Origin of the sequence: Roseovarius sp. 217, assembly GCF_000152845.1 — a bacterium.
In the GTDB taxonomy this organism is placed as follows: Bacteria; Pseudomonadota; Alphaproteobacteria; order Rhodobacterales; family Rhodobacteraceae; genus Roseovarius.
The window spans coordinates 1,451,783-1,467,303 of the sequence record NZ_CH902584.1 but is presented as its reverse complement, the minus strand read 5'-3'; the positions used below and the strand labels follow the sequence as shown (position 1 = coordinate 1,467,303).

At 61.3% G+C, this 15,521-nt stretch carries 15 protein-coding genes; 8 read left to right on the top strand and 7 right to left on the bottom strand.

Features of this window, described 5'->3' with window-relative positions; translation table 11 throughout:
- The first annotated feature begins 1 nt into the window (after position 1).
- Positions 2–967 (top strand): 2-hydroxyacid dehydrogenase, encoded by a 966-nt coding sequence (locus tag ROS217_RS06960; protein ID WP_009816988.1) that lies wholly within the window; start codon positions 2–4, stop codon positions 965–967.
- A 24-nt stretch (positions 968–991) separates the two neighbouring features.
- Here ROS217_RS06960 and ROS217_RS06955 read toward each other — a convergent pair whose 3' ends face one another.
- From ROS217_RS06955 to ROS217_RS06930, 6 genes are all read right to left on the bottom strand, one after another.
- Complete coding sequence (locus ROS217_RS06955; RefSeq protein ID WP_009816987.1) at positions 992–1,456, bottom strand: PTS sugar transporter subunit IIA; 465 nt, start codon at positions 1,454–1,456, stop codon at positions 992–994.
- 46 nt (positions 1,457–1,502) lie between these two features.
- Complete coding sequence (gene hpf, locus ROS217_RS06950; RefSeq protein WP_009816986.1) at positions 1,503–2,066, bottom strand: ribosome hibernation-promoting factor, HPF/YfiA family; 564 nt, start codon at positions 2,064–2,066, stop codon at positions 1,503–1,505.
- Between the two features lie 242 nt (positions 2,067–2,308).
- Positions 2,309–3,067: an LPS export ABC transporter ATP-binding protein gene (lptB, locus tag ROS217_RS06945; RefSeq protein ID WP_009816985.1), complete on the bottom strand. Its 759-nt coding sequence runs from the start codon at positions 3,065–3,067 to the stop codon at positions 2,309–2,311.
- Positions 3,064–3,567: a lipopolysaccharide transport periplasmic protein LptA gene (lptA, locus tag ROS217_RS06940; protein ID WP_009816984.1), complete on the bottom strand. Its 504-nt coding sequence runs from the start codon at positions 3,565–3,567 to the stop codon at positions 3,064–3,066. Before lptA ends, lptB begins: the two co-directional genes overlap by 4 nt.
- On the bottom strand, positions 3,564–4,178 hold the full coding sequence (lptC, locus tag ROS217_RS06935) for an LPS export ABC transporter periplasmic protein LptC (protein ID WP_009816983.1): 615 nt from the start codon (positions 4,176–4,178) through the stop codon (positions 3,564–3,566). Before lptC ends, lptA begins: the two co-directional genes overlap by 4 nt.
- A 3-nt stretch (positions 4,179–4,181) precedes the next feature.
- A complete protein-coding gene (locus ROS217_RS06930; protein ID WP_009816982.1) occupies positions 4,182–4,793 on the bottom strand; it encodes a ribonuclease D in 612 nt (203 codons plus the stop codon).
- 210 nt (positions 4,794–5,003) lie between these two features.
- On the opposite strand from ROS217_RS06930, the gene ROS217_RS06925 reads away from it, so the two are divergent.
- From ROS217_RS06925 to mdoH, 7 genes are all read left to right on the top strand, one after another.
- Entirely contained in the window at positions 5,004–6,626 is a 1,623-nt protein-coding gene (locus tag ROS217_RS06925; protein WP_009816981.1) for a thiamine pyrophosphate-binding protein, read from the top strand.
- 10 nt (positions 6,627–6,636) lie between these two features.
- Positions 6,637–7,812 (top strand): CaiB/BaiF CoA transferase family protein, encoded by a 1,176-nt coding sequence (locus tag ROS217_RS06920; RefSeq protein ID WP_040651197.1) that lies wholly within the window; start codon positions 6,637–6,639, stop codon positions 7,810–7,812.
- Positions 7,813–7,889: 77 nt separating this feature from the next.
- A complete protein-coding gene (locus ROS217_RS06915; RefSeq protein ID WP_009816979.1) occupies positions 7,890–8,360 on the top strand; it encodes a DUF302 domain-containing protein in 471 nt (156 codons plus the stop codon).
- A gap of 205 nt (positions 8,361–8,565) precedes the next feature.
- Positions 8,566–9,942, top strand: a complete 1,377-nt coding sequence (locus ROS217_RS06910) for a tetratricopeptide repeat protein (RefSeq protein ID WP_009816978.1) — start codon at positions 8,566–8,568, stop codon at positions 9,940–9,942.
- Positions 9,943–9,978: 36 nt separating this feature from the next.
- A complete protein-coding gene (locus ROS217_RS06905; RefSeq protein ID WP_009816977.1) occupies positions 9,979–11,211 on the top strand; it encodes an OpgC family protein in 1,233 nt (410 codons plus the stop codon).
- Positions 11,208–12,713 carry a glucan biosynthesis protein gene (locus ROS217_RS06900; protein ID WP_009816976.1) on the top strand — a complete coding sequence of 502 codons (1,506 nt, stop codon included), beginning with the start codon at positions 11,208–11,210 and terminating at the stop codon, positions 12,711–12,713. The genes ROS217_RS06905 and ROS217_RS06900 overlap by 4 nt, the downstream gene beginning before the upstream one ends.
- Positions 12,701–14,584, top strand: a complete 1,884-nt coding sequence (gene mdoH / locus ROS217_RS06895; protein ID WP_009816975.1) for a glucans biosynthesis glucosyltransferase MdoH — start codon at positions 12,701–12,703, stop codon at positions 14,582–14,584. Before ROS217_RS06900 ends, mdoH begins: the two co-directional genes overlap by 13 nt.
- Before the next feature lie 5 nt (positions 14,585–14,589).
- Here mdoH and ROS217_RS06890 read toward each other — a convergent pair whose 3' ends face one another.
- Complete coding sequence (locus ROS217_RS06890) at positions 14,590–15,432, bottom strand: alpha/beta hydrolase family esterase (RefSeq protein ID WP_009816974.1); 843 nt, start codon at positions 15,430–15,432, stop codon at positions 14,590–14,592.
- Between the last annotated feature and the right edge of the window lie 89 nt (positions 15,433–15,521).

Here is a 15,521-nt window from a genome sequence, read left to right as displayed (position 1 = left end):
CATGCCCGATAAGAAGGTTATTTGGATCCCGCGTCGCCTATCCGATGCCACGCTGGAGCGCGCGCGTCGTGATTATGAGGTGATCGTCAACGAGGCGGACACCCCCGGCACCGCCGAGGACATCATCGCCATGAGCCAGCGGGTGGACGGGATGATCCCCTGCCACTCGGAGCATTTCAGCGCCGATGTGGTAGCGCAGCTTGATCCGAGGCTCAGAATCGTCGCCAATCATTCGGTGGGTGTGGATCATTGCGATCTGGCAGCGCTCAAGGCCGCCGGTATCGTTGTCACCAACACGCCGGATGTGCTGTCTGACGCAACGGCCGAAATTGCCATGCTTCTGATGCTGGGTGCGGCGCGCCATGCGATCATGGGCGACCGGATCGTGCGACAAGGTCAATGGGATAGCTGGTCACCCTCCTTCATGGTCGGCAAGCAGATGACCGGCGCGCGCTTGGGCATCCTTGGGATGGGCCGCGTCGGTCGTGCCTTCGCCGCCAAGGCGCGCGGCTTTGATATGGAAATCCATTATCACAATCGATCGCGCCTCTCGCCCGAGGATGAACATGGCGCGATTTTTCATGCGGATGTCGAGAGCCTGCTTGATGTCTCGGATTTTCTGTCGCTGCACTGCCCGGCCACGCCCGATACGATCAATCTTCTCAATGCTGATCGCATCGCGCGTCTGCCTGCGGGGGCCGTTGTGGTCAACACCGCGCGCGGCGCTTTGATTGATGAACACGCCCTGCTCTCCGCCATCAAATCCGGCCATATCGCAGGCGCGGGGCTGGATTGCTTCAAGGTTGAACCGGGTGGCAATGCGGCCTTTGCAGCACATGAAAACATCTTCATGTTGCCGCATATCGGCAGCGCCACACGCGCCACACGGGACGCCATGGGCTTTCGCGCGCTGGGCAATCTGGATGCGTTTTTTGCAGGGCAAGAGCCGGGCGACAGGCTGGTCTGAGACAGCCCAAGGTCCGGCAGGGCGTCAGGCGGCTTGTACCGCCTGCGCCTCGGTGACGATGGTATAGAGTGTCATGGGATCACTGTTCGACCGCAGTTTGGCGCATAGCCCAACATCCCGCAGAGTGCGTGACACAAGCGCAAGCGCCTTGAGGTGTTCAACCCCGGCATCAAGCGGCGCAAAGAGCGCAAAGGCCAGATCCACCGGCTGCCGATCTACCGCGTCAAAGTCGATCGGTTTTTCAAGTAACGCCAGCACACCAACAACCTGCTCCAACCCTCGAAGGCGCGCATGGGGGAGAGCCACACCGTGCCCAACCCCTGTCGGGCCAAGGCTTTCACGTTCCAACAGCGCTTCGACAGCGGCGGAGTGGGACACGCCATAGGCGGCCTCTGCAATGCTTCCAAGTTCGTGCATCAGGCGCTTCTTGCTGGTTGCGCCTGATAGCACGCGCACTGCCTCTGGCTTGAGGATCATTGGAATTTCCATAAACTCTGTTGCTCAGACAAGCGTGTCACCGCCTGTCTCCCTCTCGTTATGGGTCAATCCAGCCGATATTGCCGTCCTCACGGCGATACACGACATTGACCGTATCCTTGCCTTGCTTGCGGAACACCAGCACCGGGGCGCCTGCCAACTCCATCTGCATGACCGCCTCACCAACCGAGAGCGACGGAATCTTGGTTTCCATCTCGGCGACGATGATCGGTTGCAGGCTGTCGGGCTCTGATTCCGGTTCCACACTATCTGAGGCGAGGATATAAGAGGACGCACCGAAGAGTTCAACCGGTTCCGCCCGCTCGCGGTGATGGTCCTTGAGGCGTCGTTTGTAGCGGCGCAGCTGCTTCTCCATTTTGGCGCAACAGGCATCAAAGGCAGCGTAAATCTCATGCGCCTTGGCGCTGGCCTGCGCGGTCAGGCCGGTGGACAGATGCACGATGGCTTCGCAGACGAATTCGCTGGCGCTCTTGGAAAAAACGACCATCGCGTCAGTCGGCCGGTCCGCGTATTTCGCGACCGCGCTGCCCAACTCATCCTTCACATGAACCTGAAGGGCCTCGCCAATGTCGATCTGCTTTCCACTGATTTGATAACGCATCTCATCTCCTTCGTTTGACAAGCCGGGGGCATGCGCGGCACGCTTGCGCCGCGGGATTGCCTAGTCCCGGATGCGGGTACACGACAGGTGTTGAAATTGTCCCAAGACAGGCCCTTGTCGCGAGGGCCATTCGGGGAACAGCGCGAGATCAACACATGTCATAGCTCAATTGACGCGCTTTCCGCGCAGCTTGTCAATCTGATTTGAAGGATAGGGGCACGGATTCGCCGTGGCTCTGACGCTCAGGAAATCCGAAAGGTGTCGCCCAGATAGACGCGGCGCACGTTCTCGTTTTCCACAACGTCGCGCGGACTGCCGGACATCAGAACCTTGCCGTCATGCAGGATATAGGCGCGATCAACGATTTCCAGCGTCTCGCGCACATTATGGTCGGTGATCAGCACCCCAATGCCGCGTTTCTTGAGATCGGCAACCAGATGCCGAATGTCGCCGACAGAGATCGGATCAACCCCCGCAAAAGGCTCGTCCAGCAAGAGATAGCGCGGGTTGGCGGCCAGACAGCGCGCAATCTCGACCCGCCGTCGCTCGCCGCCGGACAAGGCCAAGGCGGGCGCGCGGCGCAAATGCTCGATCGAGAAATCCGAGAGCAACTCTTCCAGCCGCTCGCGCCGCTTGTGACGGTCACGTTCTGCGATGTCGAGAATCGCAAGGATGTTGTCTTCGACCGACAGGCCACGAAAGATCGACATTTCCTGTGGCAGATAGCCGATGCCCAGCTTGGCGCGGCGATACATTGGAAGACTGGTCACATCCTGACCGTCGATATGGATATGTCCGCCTTCGGGGTAGATCAGCCCCGCAATGGCATAGAATGTCGTGGTCTTGCCCGATCCGTTCGGCCCCAAGAGCGCCACCACCTCGCCCTGTTTGAGCGAGAGCGATACGTCGCGGATCACCAAGCGCTTGCGATAGCTCTTGCGCAGGTTTTCAACCACGAGGCCGGCATTTTCATGCGCGAGTGTCAAGTTCGGAGAGCTCATTCGTTGCTGCCCGGTTGCAGGATGGTCTTGACCCTGCCGCTGACCTGCGCCGTGCCCGCCGCGGTATCCACGAACACGGTCTCACCTGTGATCGCATTGGTGCCCTGCACCAAGAGGACGTTGCCGCGCAGTTCTATCATCCCCGTGGTGATGTCATAGTCGGCTCGTTCCGCCTCGGCGGCATCTTCGCCACTGACCAGCGTGACGCCCCCTGTTGCCTTCAGGCTTTCGATCCCGCTCTTGTCGGGCAAGTAGACCACAAGCACCTCGGGTGCAGCCAGCCGCATCGCGCCCTGACCGATCACAACATTCCCGGTGAAGGTGGCGGTATTGTCCGCCTGATTGACGCTGAGAGAGTCGGATGTCACCTCGACGGGCAGGTTGCGATCCGCTTGGGTGTTGCCAAAGGCCACCTGCGCGCCCTGCGCCAGTGTGACAACAGGTGGCAGAAGCAGCGCGAACGCCAAAATCAAACTGGAAATTCTTGGCACTTGTGTCATTCCCCCGCTTCTTCCGGGCGGTATATCAGCTTGACACCCTCGGTGAAAAGCAATTCCGGCGTAGCGCTCTCGGAGTTGTTATGCAACAGCATCCGCCCTGCCGTCACCTCTCCCAGAGGACCGGTGGCCTCAACCCGTCCCGGCGTTTCGGCATAGACCTCATCCAGCTTGGCATTCAGCCGCTCGGTGTCGATCTCATAGCCCGTTGATGTGGTGATGTGCACTCGGCCCGTCAAGCTCGCCGTCATGTCACCTTGCTGCATTTCGGCATTGGCAGAGGTGATGTCGATGACTGTCCCTGCGCTCAGCCGCAATTGTGCGGTGATATCCTCGGCAATCAACTGATCGGGCGTTTTGCGGTCGGGGCGTGCGATCTCGGCGGCAAAGGTAATCTCGTCGCCGTCGGCCGTCACCCCTGCAAACCGCGGCTTTGTCGCCCCGAGATCCTGAGCGCGCTGTTCCAGATCAAGTTGGTCAATCGGCACCGTTTGCGTCGGATCAACGGTGCGCGAAAACAAAAACAGCGTCGAGAGCAGCCCAAGGGCAGTCAGCGGCAGGATGATTTTCATCCACGCCACGATCCGCGAATAGGTGTTCTGCGCGCGTGCCATTCCTTAGTGGGCGAAGATGTCGATCTCGGGCCATCCGGCCAGATCGAGCACAGCGCGTTGCGGCAGGAAATCAAAGCAGGCCTGCGCCAGCCCCATCCGGTCTTCCCGGACCAGACGTGTGTTCAACTCGTCCCGCAAGCGGTGCAGATAGAGCACGTCCGAGGCGGCATAGTCGAGCTGTGCGGACGTCAGGCTTTCGGCGCCCCAATCCGAGCTTTGCTGCTGCTTGGAGATGTCGATGTTCAACAGTTCTTGTAACAGATACTTGAGCCCATGCCGGTCGGTGTAGGTACGGATGAGTTTGCTCGCGATCTTGGTGCAATAGACCGGAGCCGCAAGCGCGCCAAAAGCATTGTGCATTGCCGCGATGTCGAAGCGACCAAAGTGAAACAGTTTCAGGACATTTGGATCGGTCAGCAGCCGTTCCAGATTGGGCGCGCTGGTCTGCCCCTTGGCGACCTGCACCAGATGTGCATGCCCATCCCCCCCCGAAAGCTGCACGACACAGAGCCGGTCACGGTGCGGGTGCAGACCCATCGTCTCGCAATCAATCGCGACGACAGAGCCAAGATCCAGCCCATCGGGCAGGTCGTTCTGATAGAGATGGTTGGCCATTGAAAATCCTTTTGCCCGGAGCGGACCGGGGCCGTGAAACTGGGCGAATAGCCTCGTGATTAGGCGCTTTCTCTTGGCCCCTCAACCCGGATTTAGGTCTGCGGTCACAGGAAAACCAGTGGCGCCCTGTTAATCGCGCCCTGAAGCGGGCTTGCGGTTGCCCCAACCCTCGGCCACAAAGTGCCCAAGGACGACAGAGGAGCCCACCCCGTGAACGATAGCCAAGAGACCCAGAACCGCGCCGCCGACTATCTTGCACGGCGTCTATACGAGGCGGGTTGCCGCCATGCCTTTGGCATGCCGGGCGGCGAGGTTCTGACCGTGATGGATGCGTTGGCGCGGGCGGGCATCGAGGTGACATTGGCGCGGCATGAGAACGCCGCCGCCTTCATGGCCGAAGGCGTCTGGCACCGCACCGGCGCACCCGGCATTCTGATTGCCACGCTGGGGCCGGGGGTATTGAACGGGGTCAATGCCATCGCCAACGCGCATCAGGACCGTGTGCCGCTGATCGTGATTTCCGGGTGTGTCGATGCCGATGAGGCGCTGACCTATACCCATCAAATTCTTGATCATGAGGCGGTGCTGGCACCAATCACCAAGGCGACCTTTCGCCTGACCGCCCAAGGGGCCGATATCATCGCCGACAAAGCCATCGGCATCGCCACCGAAGGCCGTCCCGGCCCGGTGCATATCGACGTGCCGATTTCCGTGGCGGATATGCGCGTGACCCTGCCGCGCCTGCGCCGACGCCCCGATGCCGTGCCGATGCAGCCCGCCGCGCCTCAGGCGGCGCGTGATTGGCTGGCGGCAGCCGAGCGTCCGGTGATGATCGTGGGCCTTGATGCGGTCAACGAGGGGGCGGGCGAGACGATCCTTGAGGTCGCCGAGCGCCTGAACATTCCCGTTGTCACCACCTACAAAGCCAAGGGGATCATCCCCGAGACGCATCCGCTCGCCCTTGGGGGTGCCGGCCTCTCACCGCTTGCCGATGATATCCTCGTGCCGCTGGTGCGGCAGGCCGATCTGATTCTCTGTGTCGGCTATGACCCCATTGAAATGCGCCCCGGCTGGCGCGAGATCTGGGACCCGGCAGAGGTCAAGGTGATCGACATCGCGGCCGTGCCCAACGATCAGTACATGCATCAGGCGACGATGAATATCGTGGGGGACTGTGCGGTCTCTCTCGCGGCGATTACCCACGGAGTCACTCCCCGCGCCACTTGGACAGGGGGCGAGGTGGCCGAGGCGCGAGCCGCGCTGGCCCGCGCCTTTCCGACAGATGACGACTGGGGCGCTGCGGCAGTGATTGCAGAGGCGCGCGCCGTGTTGCCGCGGGAGACCATCGCCACCGTCGATAGCGGCGCGCATCGCATTCTCTTGTCGCAGATGTGGACCAGCCATTTCCCCCGCGCCCTGCTGCAATCCACCGCCCTTTGCACGATGGGCTGTGCCGTGCCGCTGGCCATGGGCGCGAAACTCGCCACGCCTGAGGCCACCGTCGTCAGTTTTTCCGGCGATGCCGGGTTCCTGATGGTCGCGGGCGAACTCTCGACCGTCGCCGAACTCAAACTGCCGGTGATCTTCGTCGTCTTCGTCGATGCCAGCCTTGCGCTGATCGAAAAGAAACAGCGTGAGCGGCAGATGGTCAATCTGGCGGTCGATTTCGGCCATCACGATTTCGCCGCCATCGGGCGCGCCTTTGGCGGCCACGGCGTGCGCGTTACAAACCGTACAGAATTACGCGCAGCCCTAAAGGTCGCACAAGAGGCCAATACCTTTACTGTCATCGCCGCCGAGATTGACCGCGGCTCTTATGACAACCGTATCTAAGGAGATGCCCATGCCCGGTCCATTGGAGGGTCTCGTTGTCCTTGACCTCAGTCGCATTCTCGCCGGCCCCACCTGTACGCAGCTTCTGGGCGACCTTGGGGCGGAGGTGATCAAGATCGAGAGCCTGGAGGGCGACGATACGCGCCAATGGGGCCCTCCCTTTGCGCTCAATTCCGAGGGTAATCCCACCGATCTTTCGGCCTATTTCATGTCCTCGAATCGCAACAAGAAATCCGTGGCGGTTGACCTGACTGATCCCGAGATGCAGCGCGTGCTGCACGCGCTGGCAGGCCGCGCCGATGTGGTGATCGAGAATTTCAAACCGGGCGGATTGCGGAAATACGGCCTAGATCACGACACGCTCTGCGCCGCCTATCCGGGCCTTGTCTATTGCTCGATTTCCGGTTTCGGCCAGACCGGCCCCAATCGCGACAAACCCGGCTATGATTTGATGGCCCAAGGCTACGGCGGCATCATGTCGATCACCGGCGAGGCGGATGGTGAGCCAATGAAGGTGGGTGTGGGCGTCGCCGATGTGGTCTGCGGCCTTTATGCTTCGACCGGCATTCTGGCGGCGCTGCGCCACCGCGACGCGACCGGCGAGGGGCAGCATATCGACATCGCGCTGGTCGATGCCACGATGGCCTGGCTGGTCAATCAGGGGCTGAACTACCTGACCTCCGGCACTTCCCCCACCCGCGCGGGCAATGCCCATCCCAATATTGTGCCCTATCAGGTCTTTGCGACCGCCGATGGCCATGTGATCGTGGCGGTGGGCAATGACAGCCAATATGCCCGTTTTTGCGATTATCTGGGCCAACCCGACTGGGCCACTGATCCGCACTATGCCACCAATACCGCGCGACTGACGCATCGCGACACCCTTGTGCCGATGATTGTCGAAGTTCTGGCCACCCGCACCACCGCGCATGTGATCGAAGGGCTAGAGGCGCGCAAGGTGCCGGTGGGGCCAGTCAACACCATTGGTCAGGCGCTGGAGACCGAACAGGCGCAGGCGCGCGGCATGACGATCACGATGCCCGTGCCGCACACCGCCAAGGGCGACGTGCGCCTCATTGGCAACCCGCTCAAATTCTCGCGCACGCCGGTGAGCTATCGCAGCGCTCCGCCCACGACCGGGGCCGATACCGACGCGGTGCTTGGACCGCTCCGGCGCGATCTGTAACCTTGCCTCGCGGCCACGTGATTTGCCGCGACTCGAGGTATGCCTTACCTCTCCGGGCACAACCGGAGGACTGTGTCATGCAACGATTTCTGGCAATTCTGAGCGTTTTCCTGTTTCTGTCCAGCACCGCACAGGCGCTGGAGCCCCGCGAAGGCTGGGTGATCCACGACACGGCCAAAGGCTTTGACGCGCTGGTCGAGGCGGTGCGCGCAGCGGTCGAGACCGCGCCCATCGCCATCGTCACACAGGCCAGCGCCTCGGATGGCGCGCGCGGGCAGGGGATCACCATCCCCGGCAATCGCATCTTTGGTCTCTATCGCAACGACTATGCCCGCCGCATGTTGGCCGCCAGCGTCGCAGCCGGAATCGAGGCGCCGATCCGCCTCTATGTGACCGAGGAGGCCGATGGCACCGCCACGCTCAGTTATAAAACGCCCACTGCGGTCTTTGCCCCTTATTTCGACGAAGGCGGGGACGATCTCCGCGCGCTCGCGACCGAATTGGATGGTGTTTTCAAAACCGTCGCGCAAACTGCCATTGCCGAGTGAAATTTTGGCGAACCGGTGGGGCTCTCTCCCTGCCTGAGCAGAATTACGCCTATTTTCTAGCGCATTACACGGCAGCATCTGCAAGATACCTGTCACATTCGCTACAGTGCGGATAACGACTTGGTGAGATAAGCGGCAGGTATGTTGCCGCTGTCACATTTACCGGGCTAGCTGTGATGCAGAGGTATCAGAAGGAATTCGGGTTATGCGTATAGATCAATTTGGGTATGAGTTGACCATATCATCGCCCACCGCCGCCGAGGCTTGGGACAAGATGGTATTGGCCTTTCTCGCCCATGCCGCGAAGACCCCCGAATATCTGGGGTCCGTGCTGAGCCAAGAGCCTGATTTTGCGATGGCGCATGCCACCAAGGGTCTATTTTTCCTGATGCTCGGGCGGCGCGAGATGACTGAGACCGCGCAAGAGGGGTATCGCGCAGCACAAGAGGCGGCCTTGCGCAGCGCCCCCACGGCGCGCGAGATGGGCTATATCCGTGGGCTGGGCGCATGGCTCGACGGACGCCCCTCCGAGACCGTACGCGAGATGGAAGCGATTCTCACGCGCTGGCCTGAGGATGCGCTGGCGATGAAAATCAGCCATGCGACCCGCTTCATCATGGGTGACGGCAAGGGCATGCGCGCCTCGATCGAAGCGCTGCTTCCCGCCTATGACGCCAAGAATCCAGCGCGTGGCTATCTCTTTGGCTGCCACGCCTTTTCCTTGGAAGAGACGGGCGACTATGCCCGCGCTGAAACCGCTGGTCGGTTGGGCCTGAGCCTCTCGCCTGACGATGCCTGGGGCCTGCATGCCGTGGCGCATGTATTTGACATGACAGCCAATGCGCGCGCCGGGCTGAATTGGCTGGAAGGGCGCGAACACGCCTGGGCGCATTGCAACAATTTTCGCTATCACGTTTGGTGGCACAAGGCGCTGATGCATCTCGATCAGGGTGAGATTGACGCGGTGCTCGACCTCTATGACACCGAGGTGCGGCGCGATCATACCGACGATTTCCGTGATATATCCAACGCAACGTCCTTGTTGATGCGGCTGGAACTGGAAGGGGTCAATGTCGGTCATCGTTGGGACGAGCTGACCGATATCGCAGAGCGGCGCACCGAAGATGCCTGTCTTCTCTTTGCCGATCTGCACTATCTTCTGGCGCTTATCGGCGGCAATCGCGATGTGGCCGTCAAGCGTATGCTGGCGCGGATGCACCGCGATGCCAAACAGACCAACGCAGGCGAGCTTTTGGCGCGGATGGCGAATCCTGGCCTATCGGCCGCCACGGGCCTTGAGGCGTTTGGGGAAGGCGATTACAAAACCGCGTTCCTCAACCTTGGACGAGCGAGACGTTCCATGCAACTGGCCGGGGGCAGCCATGCCCAACGCGACGTATTTGAACGACTCACGATTGATGCGGCTATTCGTGCCGGATTTCTCGATGAGGCCGAGAACTTCTTGCACGAGCGCACCGCGCAGCGCGCAGGCCGGCTTGATTCCTATGCCAGCGCCCGTTTGGAACTTATCTCGGGGTCACGCGTTGACTGGGACGAAGCTGGCCGCTTGCCGGCGGAATAGGCGCGGACTAACTCACGAAAAGGAGCCGACACCGTTATGACGAGTGTTGCCGATCCGTCCATATTGCACGGCCGCGCCAGCGCAGCGGTTGCCAAGCCGGTCGCGAGCACGCGCGACATCCGGCTGGATTTCTTTCGCGGTCTTGCGATGTTCATCATCTTGGCCGCGCATACCCCGCGCAACTTTTTCACAAGCTGGATTCCGGCGCGCTGGGGCTTTTCCGACGCCACAGAGATCTTTGTGTTCTGTTCCGGCATGGCCTCTGCCATCGCCTTTGGCCGCACCTTCGACCGCGCGGGCTGGACGCTGGGAACGGGACGTGTGGGCTATCGTGTCTGGCAGGTCTTTTGGGCGCATATCGCGATGTTTTTCGTCATTGCCACGATGCTTGCCGCCTTTGATGTGCTGGGCAATTTTGAAAAGAGCTACGTCAGTTCGCTCAATCTTCAGCACTTCTTTGCAAACCCCGCGCCTCAACTGGTCGGGCTGTTCACGCTCACCTATGTGCCAAATTATTTCGACATCCTTCCGATGTATATGGTCATCCTCGTGATGATGCCGGTCATCATGGCGCTGAGCCGCATCAGCCTCTGGGCGGTGGCGGGGGCGATGGGTCTCACATGGCTCATGGCGCAGCAATTCATCCTCGACTCACTTGGGCTGGGCCATCTTCATCTCGCCTTTCCGGCAGAGCCATGGTCGAATCGGGAATGGTTCTTTAACCCCTTCGGCTGGCAATTGATCTTTTTCACCGGCTTTGCCTTTATGCGCGGCTGGCTGCCCAAGCCACCGGTCAACCAAGTGTTGATCGGCATCGCTCTGGCGCTTGTGATTGCAAATATCCCACTTTCCAACATCGGCGTGCGCGAATTCGGTTTTGACTGGGCCCGCGACTGGCGCGGCGCAAACAACTGGCTCTTCAACAAATCCGATTTCGGCATCCTGCGCTATGTACATTTTCTCGCCCTTGCATATCTGTGCTGGGCAGCGGCCGGAGAAGGTGGTAATCGCCTCCGCGTCGCTGGCAACGGCATCATCTCTTACATTTGGGGAGTTCTGCTCAAAATGATTCTGAAGGTCGGGCAGCAATCGCTGGCGGTCTTCGTCTTCTCCATGGTGTTCGCCCGCTTTTCGGGTTTCGTCATGGACCAGATCGGACGCAATACCTGGAACATCACGCTTGCGAACTTTATCGGGTTCGGGGCGCTTATCGCGGTGGCCTACACCGTAGCCTGGTTTAAATCTCATCCTTGGCGGGGTGCAAAATGATCCGCCGCGATGTTCTCAAATCTCTCGCCGCCCTCGCGATCTGGCCGGGCATGGCCCGTGCTTCGGTTGGCACCGCCTTTTCCGAGTCGGAACTGCATGAATTGGCCCGTCAAATCGCGGCCAACCCCTATGCCGAGCGTCCCTTCGTACCCGACGCATGGCGTGATCTAACCTATGATCAGTATCGCGGCATTCGCTACAACACCGACAAGGCGATCTGGGCCGGGACTGACACCACGCTCGAATTCGACATGTTTCCGCCGGGCCTCTATTTTCCGCATGCGGTCGAGGTCAACATGGTCGAGAATGGCATCGCGCACAGAATGCCGTTCGATTTCGGGCTCTATGACCTGCATGAAATCGTGCCCGATCTGCCGGTGGATGAGGCATTGGGCTATTCCGGTATCCGTCTGCGTGCAGAGATTGCAAAGCCCGGCTTTTTTCAGGAATACGCTGTGTTCCAAGGGGCCAGCTATTTCCGCGTCATCGCTCGCGATCTCGCCTATGGCCTCTCGGCACGCGGTCTGGCGCTCAACACCGCCTCACCGGATGGTGAAGAGTTCCCGGATTTCACCCGTTTCTGGATTGAAAAACCGGCACCGGGCGTCTCCGAACACAAGGTGCACGCCTTGCTGGAGAGCCCCTCTGTTACCGGCATCTACCATTTCACCCTGCGGCCCAATGGCACCACCACAGAGGTCGATGTCCGTTGCACGCTCTGGCCGCGCACCGAGTTGGCGAATGTCGGCATCGCGCCGCTCACTTCAATGTTCTATTTCGACGAGACGAACCGTGGCCGCTTTGACGATTTCCGTCCCGCCGTGCATGACAGCGACGGGCTGAGCATCCTCAACGGCAACGGCGAGCTGATCTGGCGGCCTCTGGCCAACCCGACCTTCATCCAGATTTCCAGCTTTGCGGATGAAAACCCCAAGGGCTTTGGTCTGGCACAGCGCGAGCGGGCCTTTTCCAACTTCGAGGATCTCGAGGCGCACTATCAGGACCGCCCGAGTCTCTGGATTACGCCGGGCGAAGACTGGGGTCAGGGCGCGATCACTTTGGTCGAGATTCCCACCGACAAGGAAATCTACGACAATATCGTCGCCTACTGGAAGCCGCGCACACCACTGGCAGAGGGCTCCGAGCACGCGTTCTCTTATCGCATGACGTGGACCGACCAGATCGAGTCAAGCAAGCCGGTGACGCAGGTGCTCAACACGCGTCTGGGCAAGGGCTTTGCGCAGAATGATCACAAACTCGTTGTCATCGACTTCGCGCCACATCCCGCCTTGCCCGAGGATTACCAGGATCTGGTCCCCTATGTGCGGGCCAACACCTTTGAACCCTCGGTGCCGCAAATCCAGCGCAACCCCGATACTGACGGCCCGCGTCTGGTGTTCTCCTTTGACCCTGCCGATGTGACGGCAGCCGAATTGCGCGCACAACTCTATCACCAAGGACAAGCTGTGTCCGAAGTATGGCTCTACCGATGGACCGTCTGACGCCCTTTCCCGGCACCGGGCTGATGCCCGCGCCTGCCCCTCTGGACCATCCGGTCCAGAGCTTCAGCCGTGTCTATCGCGATCCCAACGCGCCGAAATGGCAACCATCGGCCGTGTTTCAATGGCGCCGCGCGGCGGCCTTTCTTCCTGCGGTACTGACCACAGGGGCCCTGGCCTGGGCCTTTGGGGACTGGTTGTCGACCAATGGCATCTGGTGGCTGGAATGGGTGCTGCTGGCCTTTGTGATGGTTACGTTTTTCTGGATTGCGCTGGCTATGGGCACGGCCACGCTTGGCCTTGCCGTTCACCTCAAACAGCAACGCGCCCGCGCGCAGGCCGCCCCTGCGCCGTTGAACGTTGCCCTCCTCGTGCCGATCTATAACGAGGACACGGCCGAGGTCTTTGGCAATGCCAGCGCCATGATGAGCGCCCTGCGCGTCGCGCGCAGCGCGCATCGGTTCGAGCTTTTCATCCTGTCGGATACGCAGGACACGGAAATCGCCATGGCCGAGCAACGCGCCTATGCCACGCTGCGGGCCACCATGCCGCCCGATGCGCCCGTGTGGTATCGCAGGCGGGTGCAGAACACCGAACGCAAGGTCGGCAATATCGCGCAATGGCTGGAAAACTGGGGCGGCGCCTATGAGGCGATGCTCGTTCTCGACGCTGACAGCCTCATGAGCCCCGAGGCGGTGATTGCCCTCTCGGATGAGATGTCGCTTGATCCCACGGCAGGCCTCATTCAATCGGCACCGCTGGTGGTGGGCTCTGACACGCTCTTTGGCCGGATGCAGCAATTCTCGGCCTCGGTCTATGGTACGCTTCTGTCCGAGGGGCTGGCGGGCTGGACCGGCTCCGAGGGCAACTACTGGGGTCACAACGCCATCCTGCGCACCCGCGCCTTTGCCGATTGCGCGGGCTTGCCGCGCATGCCATCGCTGCGGGGCAAGGGCGGGCTGATCCTCAGCCACGATTTCGTCGAGGCCGGGCTCTTGCGCCGCGCCGGTTGGGCGGTGCGCTTCATCCCCACCATTCCCGGCAGCTATGAAGAACCGCCCGCCACCCTGATAGACTATGCGCTGCGTGACCGCCGCTGGTGCCATGGCAACCTGCAACACCTCAGCCTGCTGGCAACACGCGGCCTGCACCCTGTCTCGCGGTTTCACCTGTTTCACGGCGCGATGAGCTACCTCCTGTCGCCCACATGGTTCGGACTTCTGGTGATTTGGGCCATTCTGGGCAATGGGCAAGACAGCGTCATCAGCTACTTCTCCATGGAGAATCCGCTCTACCCGGTCTGGCCGGAATTGAGCCGGGTCAGTTCGGTTCTGATCCTGCTCTTCATGTATGGCATGCTGCTGGCCCCCAAGATGCTGGGCGCGCTGATGATCGGCATGACGGATCGGCATATGACACAATTCGGCGGGGGGGCCCGGTTCACCATTTCGCTGCTGGTCGAAGTCCTGCTGTCGATCCTGTTTGCCCCGATCATGATGGTGCAACAGGTGGTTGCCGTGCTGCGGACCGTTATTGGCATTCGCCCGACGTGGTCGCCACAGGCGCGCAAGGGCGGCGATTACAGCGCCCGCACCGTGCTCAAGTTTCACGCGCTGGAAGCCGTCAGTGGGGCGCTCTTGACCTTTGGGATGGCGGCGGGCGTGGTGTCGCTCTGGCTCTTGCCGATTGCGATCAGCCTGATTGGCGCAGTGCCTCTGTCGATGATGTCCGGTTTGCGGATGGACCAGCGGCGCGGCCTGTCCACAGTGATGGCCACGCCGGAGATGGTCGATACTCCGCCGATCCTGCAACTGGCGCGCAATCACCGGATGATGTTCCGCTATCCTGAGAGCCCACCGATCGCCGCTGAGTAAGCGGATTACTGGCCCGGCCCGTCCAGCGTCTCGAACCAGTCGAGCGCCAGCGTGCTCCAGCCTTTCGGCACCGTGTGCCCCCCGTCAAACAGCGCGAATTCCAGCGCCGCGCCGGGGGTGCAGCGGGTCCAGATACGCCGCCAGTAGTTTCCCGTTGTCTCGAACCGATCCGCGCGATGATTCTCACAGCCATTGGCCGCGCGCCAGAGGCCCATGGCGTGAAACACGTCGCCTTGTGCGAAATCGCGCCCCATGACCTGCCGGATCACCCGCCCTTCGAGCGGCACCACCTCGTCGCGCCAGCCATGCGCATGCAAGAGACGCACAGGCCCGGCGCAGCCCGTCGGATGTGGCCGCCAAAAGCTGCCGGATACCGGCGCATAGGCGCTGAACGCCTTGGGCGTGGCGCAGGCGATATAGCTGGCCAGCGACCCGCCGATAGAGAACCCCGCCAAGAGGCTGCGCTTGGGGTCGATGTCGAACCGCAGAGCGGCATCCTGCATCACCTCTTGCAGAAACGCCGCCTCATCCCTCTGTCCCGGAAAATCCGGGTGGAAATTCCAGCTTGGGCGCGTGCGCGCCGGTCGGATTAGGCCATTGGGTGCAATATACGCATACCCGCGCGCGGTCGCATCCCGTGCCGTCGCACCTTCGACCATAGGGCCACCACGCCCGCCATGCCCGTGCAGAAACACCAGCACCGGATGCGGCCCCGGCCCCTCGGGCAGGGCAATGTGATAGCTGCCCGTCGCTGTCTCGCAGGGCGTGTCAGGATCGCCACAGAGCGGCGCGGCGGCCAGCGGCCCGGTGAGGCCCAGACAGAGGGCAAGAACAGAGACGAGGCGCATCAAAGGCTCCGGTCAGCGAAAGGTTGCCCCCAACCCTCCCATATTCAGCCTCTCCTGCACAGAGCGCCCGCGTCACCCTTGCGTGAGGT